14 protein-coding genes are annotated in these 18,239 nt (G+C 60.7%); 5 read left to right on the forward strand and 9 right to left on the reverse strand.

Features of this window, described 5'->3' with window-relative positions:
- Positions 1-21 precede the first annotated feature (21 nt).
- Together M2281_RS01965 and M2281_RS01970 are read right to left on the reverse strand one after the other, a co-directional pair.
- The gene (locus M2281_RS01965; RefSeq protein ID WP_280819410.1) at positions 22-999 is read right to left on the reverse strand and encodes a glycosyltransferase family 2 protein; all 978 of its coding nucleotides are present in this window, start codon (positions 997-999) and stop codon (positions 22-24) included.
- Between the two features lie 43 nt (positions 1,000-1,042).
- Positions 1,043-2,140 carry a glycosyltransferase family 4 protein gene (locus M2281_RS01970; protein ID WP_280819411.1) on the reverse strand — a complete coding sequence of 366 codons (1,098 nt, stop codon included), beginning with the start codon at positions 2,138-2,140 and terminating at the stop codon, positions 1,043-1,045.
- 370 nt (positions 2,141-2,510) lie between these two features.
- Here M2281_RS01970 and M2281_RS01975 point away from each other — a divergent pair, with 370 nt between their 5' ends.
- Positions 2,511-3,656 (forward strand): glycosyltransferase family 4 protein, encoded by a 1,146-nt coding sequence (locus M2281_RS01975; RefSeq protein WP_280819413.1) that lies wholly within the window; start codon positions 2,511-2,513, stop codon positions 3,654-3,656.
- Here M2281_RS01975 and M2281_RS01980 read toward each other — a convergent pair.
- Positions 3,638-4,867, reverse strand: coding sequence for a glycosyltransferase (locus tag M2281_RS01980; RefSeq protein ID WP_280819414.1), 1,230 nt, complete (start codon positions 4,865-4,867; stop codon positions 3,638-3,640). The genes M2281_RS01975 and M2281_RS01980 overlap by 19 nt on opposite strands.
- A gap of 263 nt (positions 4,868-5,130) precedes the next feature.
- Here M2281_RS01980 and M2281_RS01985 point away from each other — a divergent pair, with 263 nt between their 5' ends.
- The 3 genes from M2281_RS01985 (at position 5,131) to M2281_RS01995 (ending at position 7,905) form a co-directional block, all read left to right on the forward strand.
- The gene (locus tag M2281_RS01985) at positions 5,131-6,003 is read left to right on the forward strand and encodes a glycosyltransferase family 2 protein (RefSeq protein ID WP_280819415.1); all 873 of its coding nucleotides are present in this window, start codon (positions 5,131-5,133) and stop codon (positions 6,001-6,003) included.
- 9 nt (positions 6,004-6,012) lie between these two features.
- Positions 6,013-7,419, forward strand: coding sequence for a polysaccharide biosynthesis/export family protein (locus tag M2281_RS01990; protein WP_280819416.1), 1,407 nt, complete (start codon positions 6,013-6,015; stop codon positions 7,417-7,419).
- A 162-nt stretch (positions 7,420-7,581) separates the two neighbouring features.
- Positions 7,582-7,905, forward strand: coding sequence for a hypothetical protein (locus tag M2281_RS01995; RefSeq protein WP_280819417.1), 324 nt, complete (start codon positions 7,582-7,584; stop codon positions 7,903-7,905).
- Positions 7,906-7,910: 5 nt separating this feature from the next.
- Here the strand turns inward: M2281_RS01995 and M2281_RS02000 are convergent, their stop codons facing one another.
- From M2281_RS02000 to M2281_RS02015, 4 genes are all read right to left on the reverse strand, one after another.
- Positions 7,911-8,741 carry a sugar transferase gene (locus M2281_RS02000; RefSeq protein WP_280819418.1) on the reverse strand — a complete coding sequence of 277 codons (831 nt, stop codon included), beginning with the start codon at positions 8,739-8,741 and terminating at the stop codon, positions 7,911-7,913.
- Between the two features lie 258 nt (positions 8,742-8,999).
- Positions 9,000-10,781 carry a polysaccharide biosynthesis tyrosine autokinase gene (locus M2281_RS02005; RefSeq protein ID WP_280819419.1) on the reverse strand — a complete coding sequence of 594 codons (1,782 nt, stop codon included), beginning with the start codon at positions 10,779-10,781 and terminating at the stop codon, positions 9,000-9,002.
- A gap of 300 nt (positions 10,782-11,081) precedes the next feature.
- Positions 11,082-12,521: a hypothetical protein gene (locus tag M2281_RS02010; protein WP_280819420.1), complete on the reverse strand. Its 1,440-nt coding sequence runs from the start codon at positions 12,519-12,521 to the stop codon at positions 11,082-11,084.
- Between the two features lie 355 nt (positions 12,522-12,876).
- On the reverse strand, positions 12,877-13,665 hold the full coding sequence (locus M2281_RS02015) for a LuxR C-terminal-related transcriptional regulator (RefSeq protein ID WP_425537695.1): 789 nt from the start codon (positions 13,663-13,665) through the stop codon (positions 12,877-12,879).
- A gap of 975 nt (positions 13,666-14,640) precedes the next feature.
- Here M2281_RS02015 and M2281_RS02020 point away from each other — a divergent pair.
- Entirely contained in the window at positions 14,641-15,381 is a 741-nt protein-coding gene (locus M2281_RS02020; RefSeq protein ID WP_280819422.1) for a Crp/Fnr family transcriptional regulator, read from the forward strand.
- A gap of 72 nt (positions 15,382-15,453) precedes the next feature.
- Here M2281_RS02020 and M2281_RS02025 read toward each other — a convergent pair whose 3' ends face one another.
- Positions 15,454-17,076 (reverse strand): AMP-binding protein, encoded by a 1,623-nt coding sequence (locus M2281_RS02025; RefSeq protein WP_280819423.1) that lies wholly within the window; start codon positions 17,074-17,076, stop codon positions 15,454-15,456.
- A gap of 4 nt (positions 17,077-17,080) precedes the next feature.
- Positions 17,081-18,238: an acyl-CoA dehydrogenase family protein gene (locus tag M2281_RS02030; RefSeq protein WP_280819424.1), complete on the reverse strand. Its 1,158-nt coding sequence runs from the start codon at positions 18,236-18,238 to the stop codon at positions 17,081-17,083.
- Position 18,239 lies beyond the last annotated feature (1 nt).

Consider the following 18,239-nt stretch of genomic DNA (forward strand, 5'->3'; position numbering starts at 1 on the left):
CCCGAGACTGTCCTTTTCATACTACGAAGCACCATGGCGTCGGCCGAACGCCTCCAGCATCACCGCCTTGGCGCGCTTCGTGGTGCCATTTGTCCGAACCAGATAGGCGAACGGGGGAAGCAGCATGGTCGCCGGTCTCAGCGAATATCCGTATTTGAACAGGTTGAGCGCAATTGTCGGCTTGCCTCTCGCCAAGTGAGAAACCGCGGACCAGAACGCTGCCTCGGCGATGCGCTGAAGGCCTATCCGATAGATCTTGCCCGCATCCGGAAGCCCTTTTCGACCCTTGGCGAAGAATGAGTCCAGCGCCGCCTGGCGTTCCTTGAGCAGGCGGAGCTTGTCGTTCCATGCCGGTTGCGAAATGCTCCCGGACTGGATCCGGCGAACTGCAAGCGGCGTGGGCAGCTCGATGACCTGCCCGATGCGTGCCAGCCGAAGCACCAGCTCGAAATCGTCGCAGAGAACCAAGCTCGGGTCATAGTACCCAGCCCGCATCTGAGCCGACCTACGGACGAGGATAGCATAGGCAGCAACGTGATCGAACGATGAGCAACATCGCCTGATGAAATCGGCCCCATCGGCTACGTTCCAAACGTTTGTCGTGGCCCCGTTGCCCACTTCTTCAAGCGGTCGAACTTCTGCATAGGTTCCGATGGCGAAGCTTGCCTCGGGCATCTGTTCCAATGCCTCGATGGCCAGCCCGAGCGCCCCTTCAACCAGCAAATCATCGGCGCAGAGGATCAAGAGATAGTCGGCTAAGGCGCGGTCTATACCCTCGTTGAAGGAGGCATGCGGACCGAGGTTCTTTTCATGGCAGATGACCTCGATGCGGCTATCGCGTTCGGCGAGGCGTTTCGCGACCGCGACGCTGTCGTCGGTCGATGCGTTGTCGATGATGACGATCCTAAGATCGTCGACCGCCTGCGACAGCACTCTCCCCACGCACTGCTCAAGGAAGTGCGCGTAGTTATAGCATGGAATGACGACTTCAACGCTCACATCCAAAATTCCTCTGTAGCCCGACACGCCTGCCCGGCGAACCTCATTCGGCTGACTCGGCGTCCACTTCCGCCATCAGCTGCAGATAGGTCTCGGCGATGCCGCGCCAGCTGTACCGGCTTGCCTGCTTCAGGCCGGCTTCGACGAAAAATTGCCGCACCTTCGGATTGAACCGTAGGGAACCGACGGCATCGGCCCAGGCACCCAGATCATCCGGATCGGCATAAAGCGCGCCCTGACCGCATACCTCCGGCAAGCATGGCGCCGTCGATGCAACAACCGGGCAGCCGCTTGCCATAGCCTCGACGGCTGGAAGGCCAAAGCCCTCGATCCGCGAGGGGAAAAGGAGGCACAGCGCACCCTCCAGCGCTTTCTTGAAGTCGTCATCGCTAATGCGGCCAAGCAGCCGGAGATTGGACGGAACAGGCGAGACGATCGAAGAGACCGCGGTCTCGTCCGCGTCTCCGGCCATCCATAAATCCAGCCCCATCGAATCCAGGAGCGGTGCGAGCCGAGCCAGAAGTTCAAGGTTCTTGTATTTTTGTGGGCGCCCAAGGCAAAGGACATAGCGGCGCTCGGACCGCAGGTTCGACCGGCCAGCGTTCCATTTCGCCGCATGATCGCTGCCGTTGTAGGTCACGGTGATCTTGTCGGCCGGAGCAACGCCGTACGACACGAGGTGCTGACGCGACAGCTGCGAAACGGTCGTCAGGTGTGCCGCGCGACGGCCCAAGAGCGGCAGGATCAGCCGGTGCGCCCAGCGGAACAGCCGCCCATAGCTGTCCGGCATCAGCCTGGTATGCAGGTCATGGATGCAGACGATGTGATGTTTGACGGTGACGGGAGCGAGATTGCAGAAGCTCAGCAGACCGCCGGGAACGTGTCGCGGCAGTTGCGCCTGAACCCAGAATTGCGGCAGGCGCGGCTTCGAATATTCCGGGACGACGCGCACGGCGATGGCGCGTAGCGGCAGCTGCGCGGGCCTGGGCGCCACCATGTCGAGGCTGAGGTCGCGAGCCAGCGGGTGTCCCTCGGTGATCAAAGCGTCGAGGGCAAGCGTCACCTCGCGCGCATAGCGCGCCACGCCTGTCGTGTTAAGCGCGACGAAATCTCCGTTGATCGTCCACCGTCGCCTTCGCATGCTGCCGGCAACTACGGCAGGTGCCCCCATACCCGTTGTGGTGACGGGCCCCCGCGAAAAAGGGATGACGTTGTCCGCCGTGCCCAAAATATCCTGCTGTCTGGGAACCTCGGCTTTGCCCATCGGTCGCGGCACCTCGCGGATCGGCGGCTCGATGCCGCGCTCAGAAGATCCCAGCCTAACACCGCGCAGCCAGAACCGACTTTCCAACGATGGAGGTATGCGCCTACACCTTGGCGTCCCATAGGGAGAAGGTGCGGCAACAAATTATCGATGCGCCCCCACGGCGGCGTCCCAATGGACTAAATGACGACCGCAAACCGCCGGTCCAGACTGTCCACCGTGTCATCCGTTCGACCCGTGAGGCCCCATGCGACAATACTGGGCCATCAATGGCCGTTTCCTTGCGCAGAAGCTGACGGGCGTTCAGCGCTACGCACGGCAGATCGTGACCGAGCTGGACCAGTTGCTTACCAGTCATCCGGAGATCGCCCGCGGCCTCAACCTGGAACTTCTGGCGCCACCCGACGCGACGCTGGACCTGCCCTTGTCGGTCATTTCCACCCGTACCGTCGGCCCTTTGAGAGGCCATCTGTGGGAGCAGCTCGTGCTGCCGGCCAATCTTCATGGCAGGGGACTGCTCAGCCTGTGCAATACCGGCCCGGTGTTGGCGAACACACAGATCGTGTGTATCCACGACACGAACACGCGCAACTACCCAAAGAGCTATTCACCGGCATTCCGCGCGCTTTATCGCGCCCTGGTGCCCGCCCTTGGCCACAAGGCCGAGTTTGTCGCGACGGTCTCCCATTTTTCGGCGGGCGAACTCGTCAGGCATGGTATCTGCCGTCCGGACAATATCCTCGTTGCTCCCAACGGGCATGAGCATGCGCTTGAATGGCGGCTAAGGCACTCCGATGCAACGCGCCTGGCAGCCGGCCCCACCACGATCGTGCTCCTGGGCAGCGCCGCGCCTCACAAGAACGCCCGGCTGATCATCGATGTGGCCGACAAGCTCCACGCCGAAGGCTTCAAGATTGCCGTCGTGGGCGTCTCAGATCCGCGCATCTTCAAGCAGCCCACCTTCGAAAGCGCGGCGAATGTGTTTTGGCTCGGCCGGCTTTCAGATGCCGAGCTTGCTGCCTTGCTGCGTGACTCTATGTGCCTTGCCTTCCCGTCACTCACCGAGGGTTTCGGGCTGCCGCCGCTGGAGGCCATGGCGCTGGGCTGCCCGGTGGTGGTGTCCGATCGTGCCAGCCTGCCCGAGATCTGCGGCGATGCCGCGCTCTATGCCTCGCCGGACAATTCGGCCGAATGGCTCGACCGCTTCATGGCCCTGAATGCGTCTCCGACGAGGCGATGCGACATGATTGAACGCGGGCTCGCACGCATTTCCCACTATCGTTGGAAGCGTTCTGCGGAACTTTACTTGCATGCGATGTGGAAGGCCGGGGGCCTGCCATCGGCGGAGCTTATTCAGCACCTCGGCGACCCCAATCACGCAATACCTGTGTAAGGCGACTGCACGCTGTCGACCGCATCCCCGAACTCGCGGTCGAAACGCTCCTCCGAGAAACGCAAGCTGTTGTGCCAGCAGGACTCGGGCGTAATCGCGCCGCCGCTCTCTTCAAAGCGGTCAATGGCCTCGTTGAGGCTTGCGATGGTCTGCCTATCGAACAGCACTCCGGTAGGCCTCTCCGCAACCCCAAGCCGCCTGACGATATCCGTCGCACCGCCACGGCTGAACGCGATTAGCGGTGTGCCGCAAGCTTGCGCCTCCGCAAGCGCGATACCGAAATCCTCGCACCCGGCAAAGACCATGGCTTTGGCCTGGGCGATCGTCCGCACATAGTCATTGCGCGAGAGAAAGCCGGCGAAGGTGACGTTCGGGCCTGCAAGCGCACGCAATCTGGCCGACTGCTGCCCCTCCCCGACCACGACCAGACGTCGGCTCGGCATTTCGTTGAAGGCCTCGATCACGAGATCCGTCCGCTTGTAGGGCGCGAGGAAGGATGCGGACACGTAGTAGTCGTCCTTGTCCTCGACATAGGCGAGCTCGCCAAGCGACACAGGTGGGAACACTACCCTGGCGTCGCGGCCATAGATGCGCTTGATGCGCGTGCGCACGTAGGTGGAATTGGCCAGCATCAGGTCGGGCCCGTGCGCGGTTCTGGTGTCCCATTCCCGCAGGCGATGGAGCATATAGCGGAAAAGCATGCCCTTGGGCCCGAAGCCCATATTTGCCTGGTCGAGGTAGGAGAACTGCTCGTCCCAGGCATAACGGACCGGGCTGTGCACATAACACAGGTGCGGCTGGTCGGGCCTCGTGATGACGCCCCGCGAAAACGCCGCCGAAGAGCTGATCACCGCATCATAGCCGGTAACGTCGAACTGCTCGATCAGGAACGGGCAGAGGAAAAACAGGGCGCGGTAGTACTTCCTGATCATCGGCAGCCTGTTGGCCGCCGAAGCATGGAATTCCACGTCGTGGAAATATTGCTGTTTCACCGGCTCCGGCAGGAAATCGAACAGTGTGAAGATCTCGGCGTTCGGGAGCTGGCTGCAGATACGCGCCAAGACACGCTCACCGCCCCTGAAATCCGGACACCAGTCGTGCACCACGGCGATCCGGCTGTTGCGGTCGATACCGGCCACCCTCGCGGCAGAAGACGGCGTTGAAAGATAGTGGTCTGCCGTTTCCAGTTGGGCCAGACTGGTGTGTCGCATGGGCGTCTCTCGAAATCCTCGTCCATGCCAATGTCGATTTGCGGCCAATCCCCTACAAGCTGACCAAACGGGTGTCGGCCCGACCTGCCTCGCGTGTCGAAGCACACGATCGAACGCCGGCTATGTACGTCGTAGGGAGTATTGGCGGAAACTTCCGATCCTTTTGTACAGGCTGTGATCCTCCGACCCCGCGACTACGCTTGCCGGAACGGTTTGTTCGATGCGGCGGCGCGACGGCATTGGACGATCGCATGAGGTTGCGCATGAGACTTGTCGTAGCGATACCGACGCTTGGCCGCAGCGAGCAACTTACACGACTGCTCGCCCATCTCGAGCGTCAGTCGCGGCTGCCGGACCAGGTCATCATTGCCGCCCCCGATGCAACCCATGTCGGCTCCGTCCAAAGCGCCCGCTTTCCCGTGAGCGTGATCTTCGGCAAGAAGGGCCTGACCACTCAACGCAACAACGTGCTCGAACACGTCGCCCGGCGGTTCGACATAGTCACTTTCTTCGACGACGACTTCGTTCCCGCAGACGACTATCTCGAGCGTGTCGAAGCCTCGTTCGCGGCCCATGACGACTGGGTTGTCGTGATGGGCGACGTGATCCTGGACGGTGCCCGCAATGCCGGCGTCACCTGGGAAGACGCCATGGACGCGCTGGACAGGGCCAAGGCCGAACCGTGCGTCGTCACCCGCATTGCCAACCATGTCGGCGCCTATGGCTGCAACATGTCGATCAGAGAGGCGAGCATCGGCACGCTTCGCTTCGACGAACGGCTGGTGCTCTACGGCTGGCAGGAGGACATCGACTTCACCAGCCAGCTCAGGAAGAAAGGCCGCGTGGTCGGTGTTTCCTCGATCGTCGGCATTCATCTCGGCATCAAGACCGGGCGCATTAGCGGCGTCCGCTTCGGCTACTCGCAGATCGTCAATCCTGTCTACCTGATCAGGAAGGGCTCGGTGCCGGCGAGCTTCGCGCTTCCGCTGATGCTGCGGAATATCGCCGCCAATATCGTTCGCAGCATGCGGCCCGAGCCCTATATCGACCGGCGCGGCAGGCTGTGGGGCAATCTTCTTGCCATGTCCCATTTGGTGATCGGGCGCATCCAGCCCGAATACATTCTGGAAATTTAGGAGCCTCGCGTGAGCACTCAGCAACCGTCAAATACGTCTCTGTCGAATACGCCACGCAGCCGACGTTTCCGCAACACACTTGCCGCCCTGACCCTGTCGCTGGTTGCCGGTGCATCCGGGCTGCACGGTGCCGTGGCCACGGAATATCTGCTGGGGCCACAGGACAAGGTGCGCCTCAAAATATACGAATGGCGGGCGTCGAAGGACAGCGCCTTCGGATGGCCGGCCTTGAACGACCAGTTCACCGTCGGCGCCGATGGCACCCTGTCGCTGCCTTTCGTCGGCGAGATCGATGCAGCCGGCTCAACGACCGGCGCACTCGGCACCGCGATCGGCAACCTGCTCATGACGCATATGGGGCTTGGCCGGCCGCCGAATGTCGCGGTCGAAGTGGTCCAGTTCAGGCCATTCTACGTCGTCGGTGACGTCAAGAGCGCCGGCGAATTTCCCTACCGTCCCGGCCTGACAGTCCTTCAGGCCCTCAGCATTGCCGGTGGCCTCAGGACCAGGGACGACGGCACGGGCAGATTGACCCGTGAGGTCATCTCCGGCCGGGGCGACCTTAGCCTGCTGACGCTTTCCGGCATCAACCTCATGGCGCGCAAGGCACGGCTGGAAGCGGAGTTGAACAATGCCGACGAAATCGCCTTTCCCGAGCAACTGACCAAACGCACCCAGGACAACGCTGCGACCATTGCGATGGAACAGGAGCGCCTGATTTTCAAGGCACGCCAGGATGGCATAAAAACGCAGATCCAGGCCCTCGGCGATCTGAAGGACTTTCTGGCCAAGGAACTCCAGGCTCTCGAAGAGCAGCTTACCCTCTATGACAAGCAGATCGAGCTGGTTGAGAAGGAACTGACCGGCGTCTCCTCGCTCGTCAGCAAGGGCCTTACGGCTGCGCCCCGCGAGATGTCGCTGGAGCGGACGGTGGCCCAGATCCGCGGCGATCGGCTGGCCGCCGAAACCGCAGTGTTTCGCGCCCGTCAGGAGATCAGCCGCGCCGACATTTCCATTCTGGAGGCCAAGAACAAGCACGCGACGGAGGTTTCGGAATCGTTGCGCGAAACGCAGGCTCAGATGAACGAGATCTCACGCAAGGCCCAGACCGCCGTGCAGATGCTGCACGATTCCGAAGTGACGACGCCGCGCCTGCTCGCGCAATCGCGCAACGAAGAGGCCCAACCTTCCTATACCATCGTTCGCCCAATGCCCGACGGAACAGCATCGGAATTCGCGGCCACCGAAACGACGGCTTTGCAACCGAGCGATACGCTCAAGATCAAGATCCCGCTTTCGCCGATCGAAGAGGATTCCCTCGCAATACTGAACGAAAGCGGCTTGTCTGATCTACCTGCGATGAGAACGCCGTCTGCCGACGCGCAAGCGGCCGCCACGTCAACGCAGACACAGTGATTGGGACCGCTGCGCCCCAATCACTAAAGTGATCCTGGCAGGTCCAGGCCCCAGACGAGTTGACGGGCAGACCTTGGCCAGCTCCTATAGCGGCCTCCTCTCGCGAGATGTGTTCCGAGTTCAACGCGTCTGGGAAATCTTAAGCAGTCGATCGAGTAACGCTTGCAAAAGCAGGCCAGCCAGATTTCACTCCAGCCAAGGGCTGTTTCGATGCAGAACGGCGCGACAAGACAAATCACCGGGGAGATGACACGCGTGTTCTGGAGCCTTGTTACGGTTGCCGCGGTTGGCTTCCTGCTGGGGCTCAAATTCCGTGTCCCGGCACTTCTTGCCGCCTCAGTTGCGACGGCCATTGCAGCCGGGTTCCTGCTTGAAGGGCCGTTGCTGCCGAGGATCTTGTTTCCGCTGTTGATGCTGCAGTGCGCCTATCTTGCCGGGCTGGTCGCCGGCGGCATGTGGCGGCACACCGACAGCCCGCGCAGGTAGCTCGCTCACGAGGCTTCGTCGAACCGCATCACCGCAAAGATCGTGCGAACCAGGATGACTGCGTCCGCCCACAGCGACCAGTTGTTTACATATTTGCTGTCGAGCGCGACGCGGCTGGGATAGTCGGTTCTGCTGCGGCCAGTAACCTGCCAGAGCCCCGTGAGACCAGGCCTGGCGGAGAGATAGTCGGCAGCATTAGGACCATAACGGGAGAGCTCCTCGGCGACGATGGGACGTGGGCCAATGCAGCTCATCTCGCCCTTCAGAACATTGAACAGCTGCGGCAACTCGTCGATGCTCGACTTGCGCAGCAACCGGCCAAAGGCGGTGATGCGCGGGTCATCCCGGAGCTTCTGGGTCTCCTCCCATTCCACGGCAGCTTCAGCGTTCGACGCAAGATGCTGGGTCAGCACCTCGCCCGAATTGGCGACCATTGTCCGGAACTTGTAGCACCTGAAAGAAGCGCCGCCGAAGCCGATGCGATTGTGAGAAAATATTGCAGCTCCGCCGTCACTCAGTTTCAAGATCACAGCAACGATAAGCATGATCGGTGAGGCGACTGCGAGGGCGCAGAGGGCGATGGCGATGTCCGCTGCCCTCTTGAGCTTTCCCCCGATGGGCGCGGATGGCGATCCGGCGCTCGTCGGGGTCGCATCGTCCTGGTTCGGCGCAACCTCTGTCTCGGAAGCAAGCAGCTGGCTCGAAATCTGGACGCCGTCGTTCGCGGCGCCAGAGACATGACGCTGAGGGCCACGTACCGTTCCCAAACGCTGCTTGCGGTCGCGAATAAAGGAGCGGCGGCGAGAAGATGATTTGCCAATTGCGTTTACAGACATGAGCTACACGTCCACTCACTAACTGGCTCTAATTTCCAGCGTCGTGCGCCCAGGCGCAACAGCGGCAAAGGTTGTATTGAAATCTGCCACTACCTACCCTCTGATCCAAAGGTATTAGCCACTCGCCCTAAATGCGACGCGGAGAATCTGGCCGACGCCGGGCGTCGTCGAGTCTCCGCGAAGAAGAGAAATCGCTTTGGTGGCTGGTTGACTTGAAAGACGCCCGTCGGCATGCGACCGGCTGACCGCGGCAATGCTTCAGCGAGCCCGTTGGCCTCGCCTGTAACCTTCCTTGACCCGCGCGGCACGCACATTGGTCATGACCGCGCCGATTACCAGCGTCTTGCCTGCATGCAACATTTGGACCAATTCGCCGAAGAGATCGGCGGGCGTCGCTCCACATTCAGCCACCAGCACGACCCCGTCCAGACAGGTGGCGACGGCAAGCCTGTCTGCCCCAACGGTCAATGGTGGCAGATCAACGATGATCATGTCGTAGCCCTGTAATTCCGCCAGAGCGGCGCGCAGGTTTCGCTGCGTGAGCAGGTTCTTCGCATCGACAACCGAGCTGGGTAGAACGTCGACCCTTCCATTGCGGCTCGGCGCGATGTTCTCGAAGATCGACCATTCTGTCGCCTGGACGGGATCGATGGCCCCAAGCAGCCCATGGCTCAAGACTGAATGGAATATGTCGGCATCGATGACGAGGACATGCTCGCCGCACATCGAATAAAGCATCGCAAGGTTGCTCGCGAAGGAGCTCTTCCCATCGGAGGGCAAGGACGACGCTATTCCGATGCATTTCAGCGGGCGGCCCGGATCGTGCAGGTCGATGGCGGTTTTGACCCTCCTGAGACCTACGCTGTATTTCGACGAAGGCAGCGTTGTGATCGCATCGAGCTTCGCGCGCCTGGCCGGGATCGGCGCCAGCTCGCCTATGCACTCCAGGCCAAAATCCTCGCGCAGCTGCCGAGAGGAACGGATGCTGCGATCCAGCGTAAAGCGGAGAAAGGCGACTCCCAACCCCAGCATCAAGCCGCCCAGGCCCGCAAATGCATAGACAAGCCTGCGCCGCGGATCGCTGGCCGCGAGCGGTCGCGTCGCCTTGGTGATCACGCGTGCGTCCGCCACGGGATACGACTGCTGGCTGACCGAATTGGTGTAGGCTTGCAAAAAGCTCTCATACATCTTGCGGTAGGTATTCGCAGCCACCTCGAGTTCCTCGAGCGTAGGAGCATTCTTGCCGGCCGCGCTGCCGGAGCCAATGGAACTGTCTTCGCCAATGCCATAGTCGTGCCGTGCCCGGAACTCCTGCGCGACTTTCGTGGCGGTGTTCATCTGCGTCCGCAGCTCGTTCAATCGCTGCTCGAGCCAGCTACCTCCCTCGCGAGCCGAGGTGAACTTCGTTTCCAGCTGTTCGCGCATGAATGCATCGGCCGTCGCGTTGGCGACATTTGCAGCGGTGTCGGGATCGAGCGCGCGGAAGGAGATGGTTATCGCGTAGGACACGCCGACGCGCCGCACATCCAGTCCCCCAATATAGGCGCCCATCGTCATCCGATCGCGTTCGAAATCCGATAGATTCCTGGACTCATCCGCTTGTGAGGAGTGGCTAAGCTCCCATCGCTCGCCAAGCTTTTTCAAGCGCGCCAGGAACCCGAGGTTCTGTGACCTGTTGAAAATCGGGTCGTCCTTCAGCTTCAACTGGTTGATCACCATCGTTGCGATCTTCTCGGATTGCATGACGGCGATCTGGCTCTCGACCTGAGCCGTGTCGAGCGTGAGGTTCAGTTCGGCCTGCTGCTGGAGCAGTTGCGGCATCTTCGGCTCGATGAGCAACTGTGTCTGGGCGGTGTAAACGGGATCAGTGGTGGCTATGTAAAACCATCCAAGGAACAGGGCGCACAGAATGAAACCGAGAATTGTGCGGAGATATTGCCCCAGGAATGAAGCGATATCTGCCAAGCCGACGAAATCGCCCTCGGGTTTCGCGCTTCGGTCGAATGCGCTTTGCCAAGAGGGGGGCAGACGACGGTCCATCGCTAGATCCAGATCCGATTACCGGAGGCGGCTACAGCTCCTCCTGTGGTGCTTCTTGCGTGCAGTCGATGACGTTGAGCCGCACATTCAGGCGCGAATGCTCTGTGCAACCTCATCGGCAAGGCACCCATGTAAGCTTAGTCCGAGTAGGCGCGACGTAAACGCCGCCAAATGAGGTAGGATGCTTATCCTGGTGCCGCGCCGACCGGGGTAAGACACGCGCTCCCTTCCGGCCCAATATCTGACCCACGGCCTAACCAACGCGACCGCCACCGAACGCCAGGGCCCTTCGATGGCAAATCATGTCCTTTGGGCGGCAACGGGCATAGACGTAGTCAGCAGATAATCACCTTCGATCGCCGTTGCGTTCAGCCGAGCGCGAGCCCTGGTCGCCGATATGACTGCAAGGGCTATGAAGAAGATCATCCCGGGGTCGGCGGTTCCGCTGACCAGCGATCCGCCGACAATTCCCGCCAGCGCACAGGCCTGAACGCTAGACGCCACTGCATCCGTCTCTTGGTCAACCCAATCCCTCACCCCGTGCAAGCCGCGAGCCACGACGAAGAGCAGCGCCGCCATCATCGCTGTTCCAAGGAACCCGAGTTGTGACAGGACGGCGATGGGCCAGCTGGACGCGCGCGAGCTGCCGAAGCCGATGCCGAGCCCTTGCGTATCGCCGAAGGCCTGCAGGCTCTTCAGGTTCCAATAGGCACGCTCCTGCCCCGAACTCGTGTTGCCCTTGTCGAAGACCACCGAATTCAGAAGGCGGGCAAACGGATCGAAGATGCGATGGTCGTAGAGCGTGACTGCCAAAACCACGAGCAACACGACCACAAGGGCAACGACAATCTGCAAATCACTCTTCTTCACCCGGTTACTCAACACGGCAACAAGCAGCGAAATGGCAACCGGAACCACAAGTACGGCCAAGCCACCATAGGCAGTGCTGGAGGTCGAAAGGAGGGTCAGGGCGAGCAAGACAAGGGTAAGCCACTTGGCCGGCGTCCAGCCGGTCTTCCGCCAATATGTGTATGTAAAGCCAAGGCAGCCCAGAGACGCGCCGGCGAAGGCCGACGCTTCCGAATAGCCTCCCGCAATTCGAAAGAAACCCGATTGGCCGACATTGGTGAGCATCGCGTAGCTCGCGGTGCGGATCGGCTGCAAGACATCGCCTGCTCCGGCGATCTTGCCCAACAGATCGAGCATCCCCATCGACACATGCAGCACGCACAAAAAAAAGAAGCCGCGCCTTATCTGGTCCATGCGCTCCGAACGTAGCAGCAGCACACAAAGCGCTATGGTGACCAGGCCGCCAAGGACGAAATAGGCCGTCTGCGATATGTTGGCCGAGACCGGCTCAAGCACCGATTCAACGACGCCTTGCCTCAACTGCGATTGCACGAAAACGGTCGTTTGGCCGGCAAACAGACGCGGCAGAAGCCAGCAACCGACCGCGGCGTAGACCATCAGGCAGCAAAGCACCCAAAGCGGCTTTACCTGGCCAAAGACCATTCCGATATCGCGCCAGATCAGCCTTCGCGCTGCGACCGAAGCGATAAGCAAGATGGCGAAATAGGTGTAGATCAAGGGCGATGAGCCACCCAGCGAGGAAATAGCCACCACTGCCGTCGCACCAAAGGCCAGGGAAGCGATTAGGCTGACAATCAGCGTACCGCGAGCGAGGAAGCCGGCGATCAGGACCGCGAAGCATACGATCAGTCCGATAACGGAGAACTGCATCTGCCGATGACCTGGGTGCACCCTGTGTCAAAATCCGACCGCTCGCACATTTGCTCATGGCAGCGACTGCCTTCACAAGCAGGTCAAAAGCGGTATCTGCCCTACCCCTTCCCAACGGGATCAAGAGGAGCAACGCCCAACGCAACTGTGGCGTTGAACTGATGTGTGGCATGGGCAGTCAGCTAGTTTGGTCCGCCCATTTTACAAGCCAGACAGGGCTGCGCGTGCCCCCCTCACCCGCGAATATACACGAGCCCGAAAACCGCGCATGGTTTTCGGGCCCGCGCCTTGCGCAATGCTATGGTTCCTCGCCAGGTCAGGTTGGCGAGGTCGATGTCAAAGCAGCAGGTCAGCCCTATCTGTGCCAGCTGCCCGACCTACCGACGGCGGGTTGAGGAAAATCCCCCGGGAAAAGGTCGTTGATCTTGTAGGCGACTTCTGTGCGGTTCGTCGCCTTGAGCTTCTTCATGATATTGCGGATATGCACCTTCACGGTGCTTTCCCGCAGATTGAGCTCGTAGGCGATGATCTTGTTGGCTTTCCCGCGTCGCAGGGCCTCCACCACCTCCGCCTGGCGCAGCGTGAACATGCCGCCCATGGGAGGCGCGGTCTCGCCGCCGGATGCCAGCGTCTGCCTTACGGCCAGCACGCTGCTGGCGGGCACGAAAGTGCCCCCGGCCATTGCCAGGCTGATCGCCTCGACACACACATCGATGCCGACGGATGACGGGATATAGCCCCGCGCACCGTATTCCAACGCCTTTAGGATCTGGGACAACTCATCGGTGTCGGCCAGAACGATCACCGGTGTCGTTGCGAAATCCGACGCCAGCTTGGCAATTTCGCGTGCCACATCCGGCTCGGTGATCCTGCGCCCGCCGACATTGAGCAGGATCGCCGCCAAAGGCGGATACTCCGCCTCCTTCCGCTTCCACTCTTCGATGGACCCGAACGCCAGTACTTCCATCTCCTCCTTATGGAGGGCGATGCTGCGCGCGAAGCACTCTCGATCAAGAGCGCGATTGTCGATGATTACAAGCGAGCGAGCAGACTGTTCCAGACCGTCGGGAGCATCAGTGTCATTGGAAGCCGTCGCCATTTTAGATGCGGTCAATCCATCCACAACGGTAGGCGACAGGTTTATCGACTTCCCGTTGACAGACAAATGGCCGCCATTCGTAGCTGCTGAACTTATCATGTTTTCACCCCACTCGTGCATCTGCGGAGGCGTCGATAGACACGACGCCTTAGATGCACTTCCCACGCTTGACGCAATACTAAACAAAACGAGCGAAAAACTTAGTTCCGGATGATCCGGATGTATATCGACATCCAATTCCGAGGGTATGCCTCATCCATATGCTGAATATACACATATTGGTGGTAGCGATACTGATCCATGTTAATGGTTTGTTTACATTATTTTTGAAAGTAGATAACCAGGTTTAGATCACGTTAATTGCGCCCACCTCAAAAACGAAACACGAATTACTTGTAACGGAAATTTTATCTATACTATTTTTCGTGTAATTTTTTCTAAACCAGAGCCAAGGCAACCGAATTTGACTCACATCCATTTGGCAACGTACTTCCATTTCCAATCCAGAAATTAAAACGGGCGCCACCGTAAACAAAAAGCACTACATCCTGACACAACTTCAGCGCGCCATCTGGCCCAAGCCTTTCGCCCCTGGCCCAAGACGCAGCTGCCGGCCGGCGCGGTTCCCGCTTTCGTGAATTTGCGCCCGAAGGCGTCACAAACCCCATCCCCTTGGCCGATGCACGACGTCGATATCCCTTGACCGGGAGCAGTGGCCGCCAAGGAGAGTCCATCGATAATGGCGGGATGGCACACCGAATAGGCAGTGGAAGGCCAATTCCTGCGTGACGGTGAATACTTAATTCGCCTTAATTTTAACAACAATCGTACAGATCATATATAGGATTTATATATGCATTGCTGTCATAGATTATAATCATAGCCAATTGAGCAATATCTGCAGATCTAGAGCAGATATATAGACAAGCATCCCAAGATCATTTCAAAATTAACCGCGCAGACATTTCTGCTGACTCGGTCTTAATCGAACGATGTGACAGACAGGATGATGCCCAACCAATGAAGCTGATGCCTTTGCAGGTAGATGCACTGTCCCGGAAGCTTTCAGCATTCATGCAGCTGAAACCGGAGGATGCCGCTGCGCTGGAAAAACTCCAGGGCCCGCGAACCCTGGTCAACGCTGGCAAGGAAATTGTCTACGAGGGCCAGCATCGCCACGCAGCCTATGTTCTCCGAGAGGGCTGGGCCTATTCGTACAAGCGTCTGCACGACGGAGCGCGACAGATCATCGATGTCCAGATCCCTGGCGACTTCCTCGGCGTACGCAGCCTGCTGCTCAGAACCTCGGACCAGAGCTTTGTCGCATTGACGGACATCGAAGTTAGCCGGATCAACACCGAGCGGCTCTGGGAGGTATTCCACGGCACACCGCGTCTGGCGCTGGCGCTGCTATGGGCAGCCTCACGCGACGGCGCAATGGTGGTGGAACACCTCGTCAGCATCGGACGACGCGATGCCCTGACCCGGACGGCGCACTTCCTCTTGGAGCTCGGCGTGCGCATGAAGCTCATCGGGCGCGGAACCGCCGACAGCTACAGCTGCCCCCTCTCGCAGAGCATACTGGCAGACGCGCTCGGCCTGACCGCCATTCACCTGAACCGGGTTCTGCGGCAGTTGCGCGAAGCAAACCTGTTGGTCTTTCGAGAAGGCGTAGTCACCTTCCTCGACCGGGAGGCACTGGCCGAGATCACAGGCTTCGACTTCACCTATCTCGACCAGAATGTGCCGGCGTCGAAATAGATCGGGCGATCTTCCGCCAAACGGTCGATCGCCCTCAACAAAAGTTCCGGCAGCTATCCTAGCAGTCAATAGCTACTGCGCTGCGTCCTTCAGCACAAAGCGCTGGATCTTGCCCGTCGCGGTCTTCGGAAGAGCATCGATGAACTTGATCGAGCGCGGATACTTGTAAGGCGCGATCACCGCCTTGACGTGGTCCTGCAGCGTCTTAATCGTGGCGGCATCCGCCGGCACGTCCTTTGCCAGCACCACATGCGCCTGCACGACCTGGCCACGTTCCTCATCGGGCGCACCGATGACGGCGCATTCGGAAACGAAGGCGTGGCTCAAGAGCGCCGCCTCCACCTCCGGCCCGGCAATGTTGTAGCCGGCCGAGATGATCATGTCGTCAGAGCGGGCGGCAAAATGGAAATAGCCGTCCTCGTCCTGATAGAAGGCGTCTCCCGTCAGGTTCCAGCCGTTGCGGACATAGGCCTTCTGGCGCTTGTCGGCCATGTAGCGGCAACCCGTGGGGCCGCGCACCGCCAGCCGACCCACTTCGCCGCGCGGCTTCTCGTTCATATCCTCGTCGACGATCCTGGCTTCATAGCCGCCCACCGGCTTGCCGGTAGAGCCCGGTGCGGAATCGCCCAGGCGGTTGGTGATGAAGATGTGCAGCATCTCGGTAGCGCCGATGCCGTCCAGCATCGGCTTGCCGGTCTTCTCCATCCACGCATTGTAGATCGGCGCCGGCAGCGTCTCGCCGGCCGAGACCGCGACGCGCAGCGAGCTGAGGTCCGCGCCCTTGTCCATGGCTGCCAGCATGACGCGATAGGCGGTGGGTGCGGTGAAGCTGATGGTTGCCTTGTAGGTTTCGATGATCTCGATCATCTTCGGCGGGGTGGCCTGCTCCAGAAGCGTTGCCGCCGCGCCGAAACGTAGCGGAAAGATCGCCAGGCCGCCCAGGCCGAAGGTGAAGGCAAGCGGCGGCGATCCGACGAAAATGTCGTCCGGCGTTACCGAAAGCACTTCCTTGGCGTAGGCATCGGCGATGATGAGCAGATCACGATGGAAATGCATCGTCGCCTTGGGCTCGCCCGTGGTGCCGGAGGTGAAGCCCAGCAGCGCGACGTCGTCGCGATTGGTCGGCACCGCGTTGAACTTCACCGGCTTGTCGAGCGCGATGCGGTCGAGTTCGGCATCATGGTTGGCGGTGCCGTCGAAGCCGATGACCTTCTTGAGGAATTTTGAGGTCTTGGCGCAGGCGACGAGTTCGTCGAGGATGCGCGTGTCGCAGAGCGCGAACTCGATCTCAGCCTTGTCGACGATCTTTCCGAGTTCGCCGGCGCGCAGCATCGGCATGGTGTTGACCACCACCGCACCCGCCTTGGTGGCGGCCAGCCAGCAGGCGACCATCGCCGGATTGTTGGCCGAGCGGATCAGCACGCGGTTGCCAGGCTTGACGCCATAGTTCTCGACCAGCGCATGCGCGATGCGGTTCGACCAGTCGGTCAGTTCCTTGTAAGTGCGGCGGCGGCCATTGCCGATCAGCGCGATGTTGTCGCCAAAGCCCTTGGCGACCATGGCGTCGGTGAACTCGACGCCGGCATTGAGGGTTTCGGGATAATCGAAGCCGTCGAGCAGCAGGTCGGGCCACTCCTCCATCGGCGGCAGGTTGTCACGTGTAAAAGTGTCGGTGTGCGCCGATGGTCCCAGCATTTTGTTATCCTCCCGCCAGTGTCTGCCTGGCTATTATGACTTTCTGTACGTCGGACGCGCCCTCATAGATGCGCAGCGCCCGGATCTCCCGATAGAGGCTTTCGACGACGCTCCCCTTGCGCACGCCGTCGCCGCCATGGATCTGCACCGCCTTGTCGATGACGCTCTGGGCGCGGTCGGTCGCATAAAGCTTTGCCATGGCCGCCTCGCGGCTGACCCGCGGGGCGCCGGAGTCTTTCAGCCAGGCTGCGCGATATACGAGGAGAGCAGACGCGTCGATGTCGAGCGCCATATCAGCGATGTGGCCCTGCACCATCTGCAAATCGGAAAGCGGAGCTCCGAACAATTCGCGCGAGGTCGAACGCGCAACGGCCTCGTCCAACGCGCGGCGAGCGAAGCCGAGCGCAGCGGCAGCAACCGTCGAGCGGAACACGTCGAGCACAGACATGGCGATCTTGAAACCTTCGCCCGGCTTGCCAAGCATGGCCGACTTCGGGACGCGGCAGTTTTCGAACGACAGCCTTGCGAGCGGATGCGGCGCGATCACCTCCAGCCGCTCGGCGATCGACAGGCCCGGCGTATCAGCCGGCACGATGAAGGCCGAAATGCCCTTGGCGCCCGGCGCTTCGCCGGTGCGGGCAAAGACGGTGTACATGTCGGCGATGCCGCCGTTGGAAATCCAAGTCTTCTCGCCGTCGAGAACGTATAAGTCGCCGTCCTCGCGCGCAGCAAGGTCGAGATTGGCGACGTCCGAGCCGGACTTCGGCTCGCTGAGCGCAAATGCCGAAAGGGCGGCGCCCCCCCGCGTGCGGCTCAGCCACTCGCGCTTCTGGTCCACCCGGCCGAACAGCGAGATCGCGCCAGTGCCCAGGCCCTGCATGGCGAAGGAGAAGTCAGCGAGGCCGTCATGGCGCGCCAGCGTCTCGCGGATGATGCAGAGGCTGCGCACGTCGAGCCTGCTGACCGCCACGTCGGGATCGACGGCCGAATATTCGAGCCAGCCACCCTCGCCCAGCTTGGCCACCAGTTCGCGGCAGGCGGCATCGACGTCGCTATGGTCGATGTCGGCAAGATTGGCGGCGGCCCAGCGGTCGAGCGTGTCGGCGAGGATACGGTGGCGCTCTTCGAAGAAGGGCCAGTTCAGGAAGCTGCGGTCCGCCATG

The organism is Pseudaminobacter soli (ex Li et al. 2025), from assembly GCF_029892515.1.
In the GTDB taxonomy this organism is placed as follows: domain Bacteria; phylum Pseudomonadota; class Alphaproteobacteria; order Rhizobiales; family Rhizobiaceae; genus Pseudaminobacter; species Pseudaminobacter soli_A.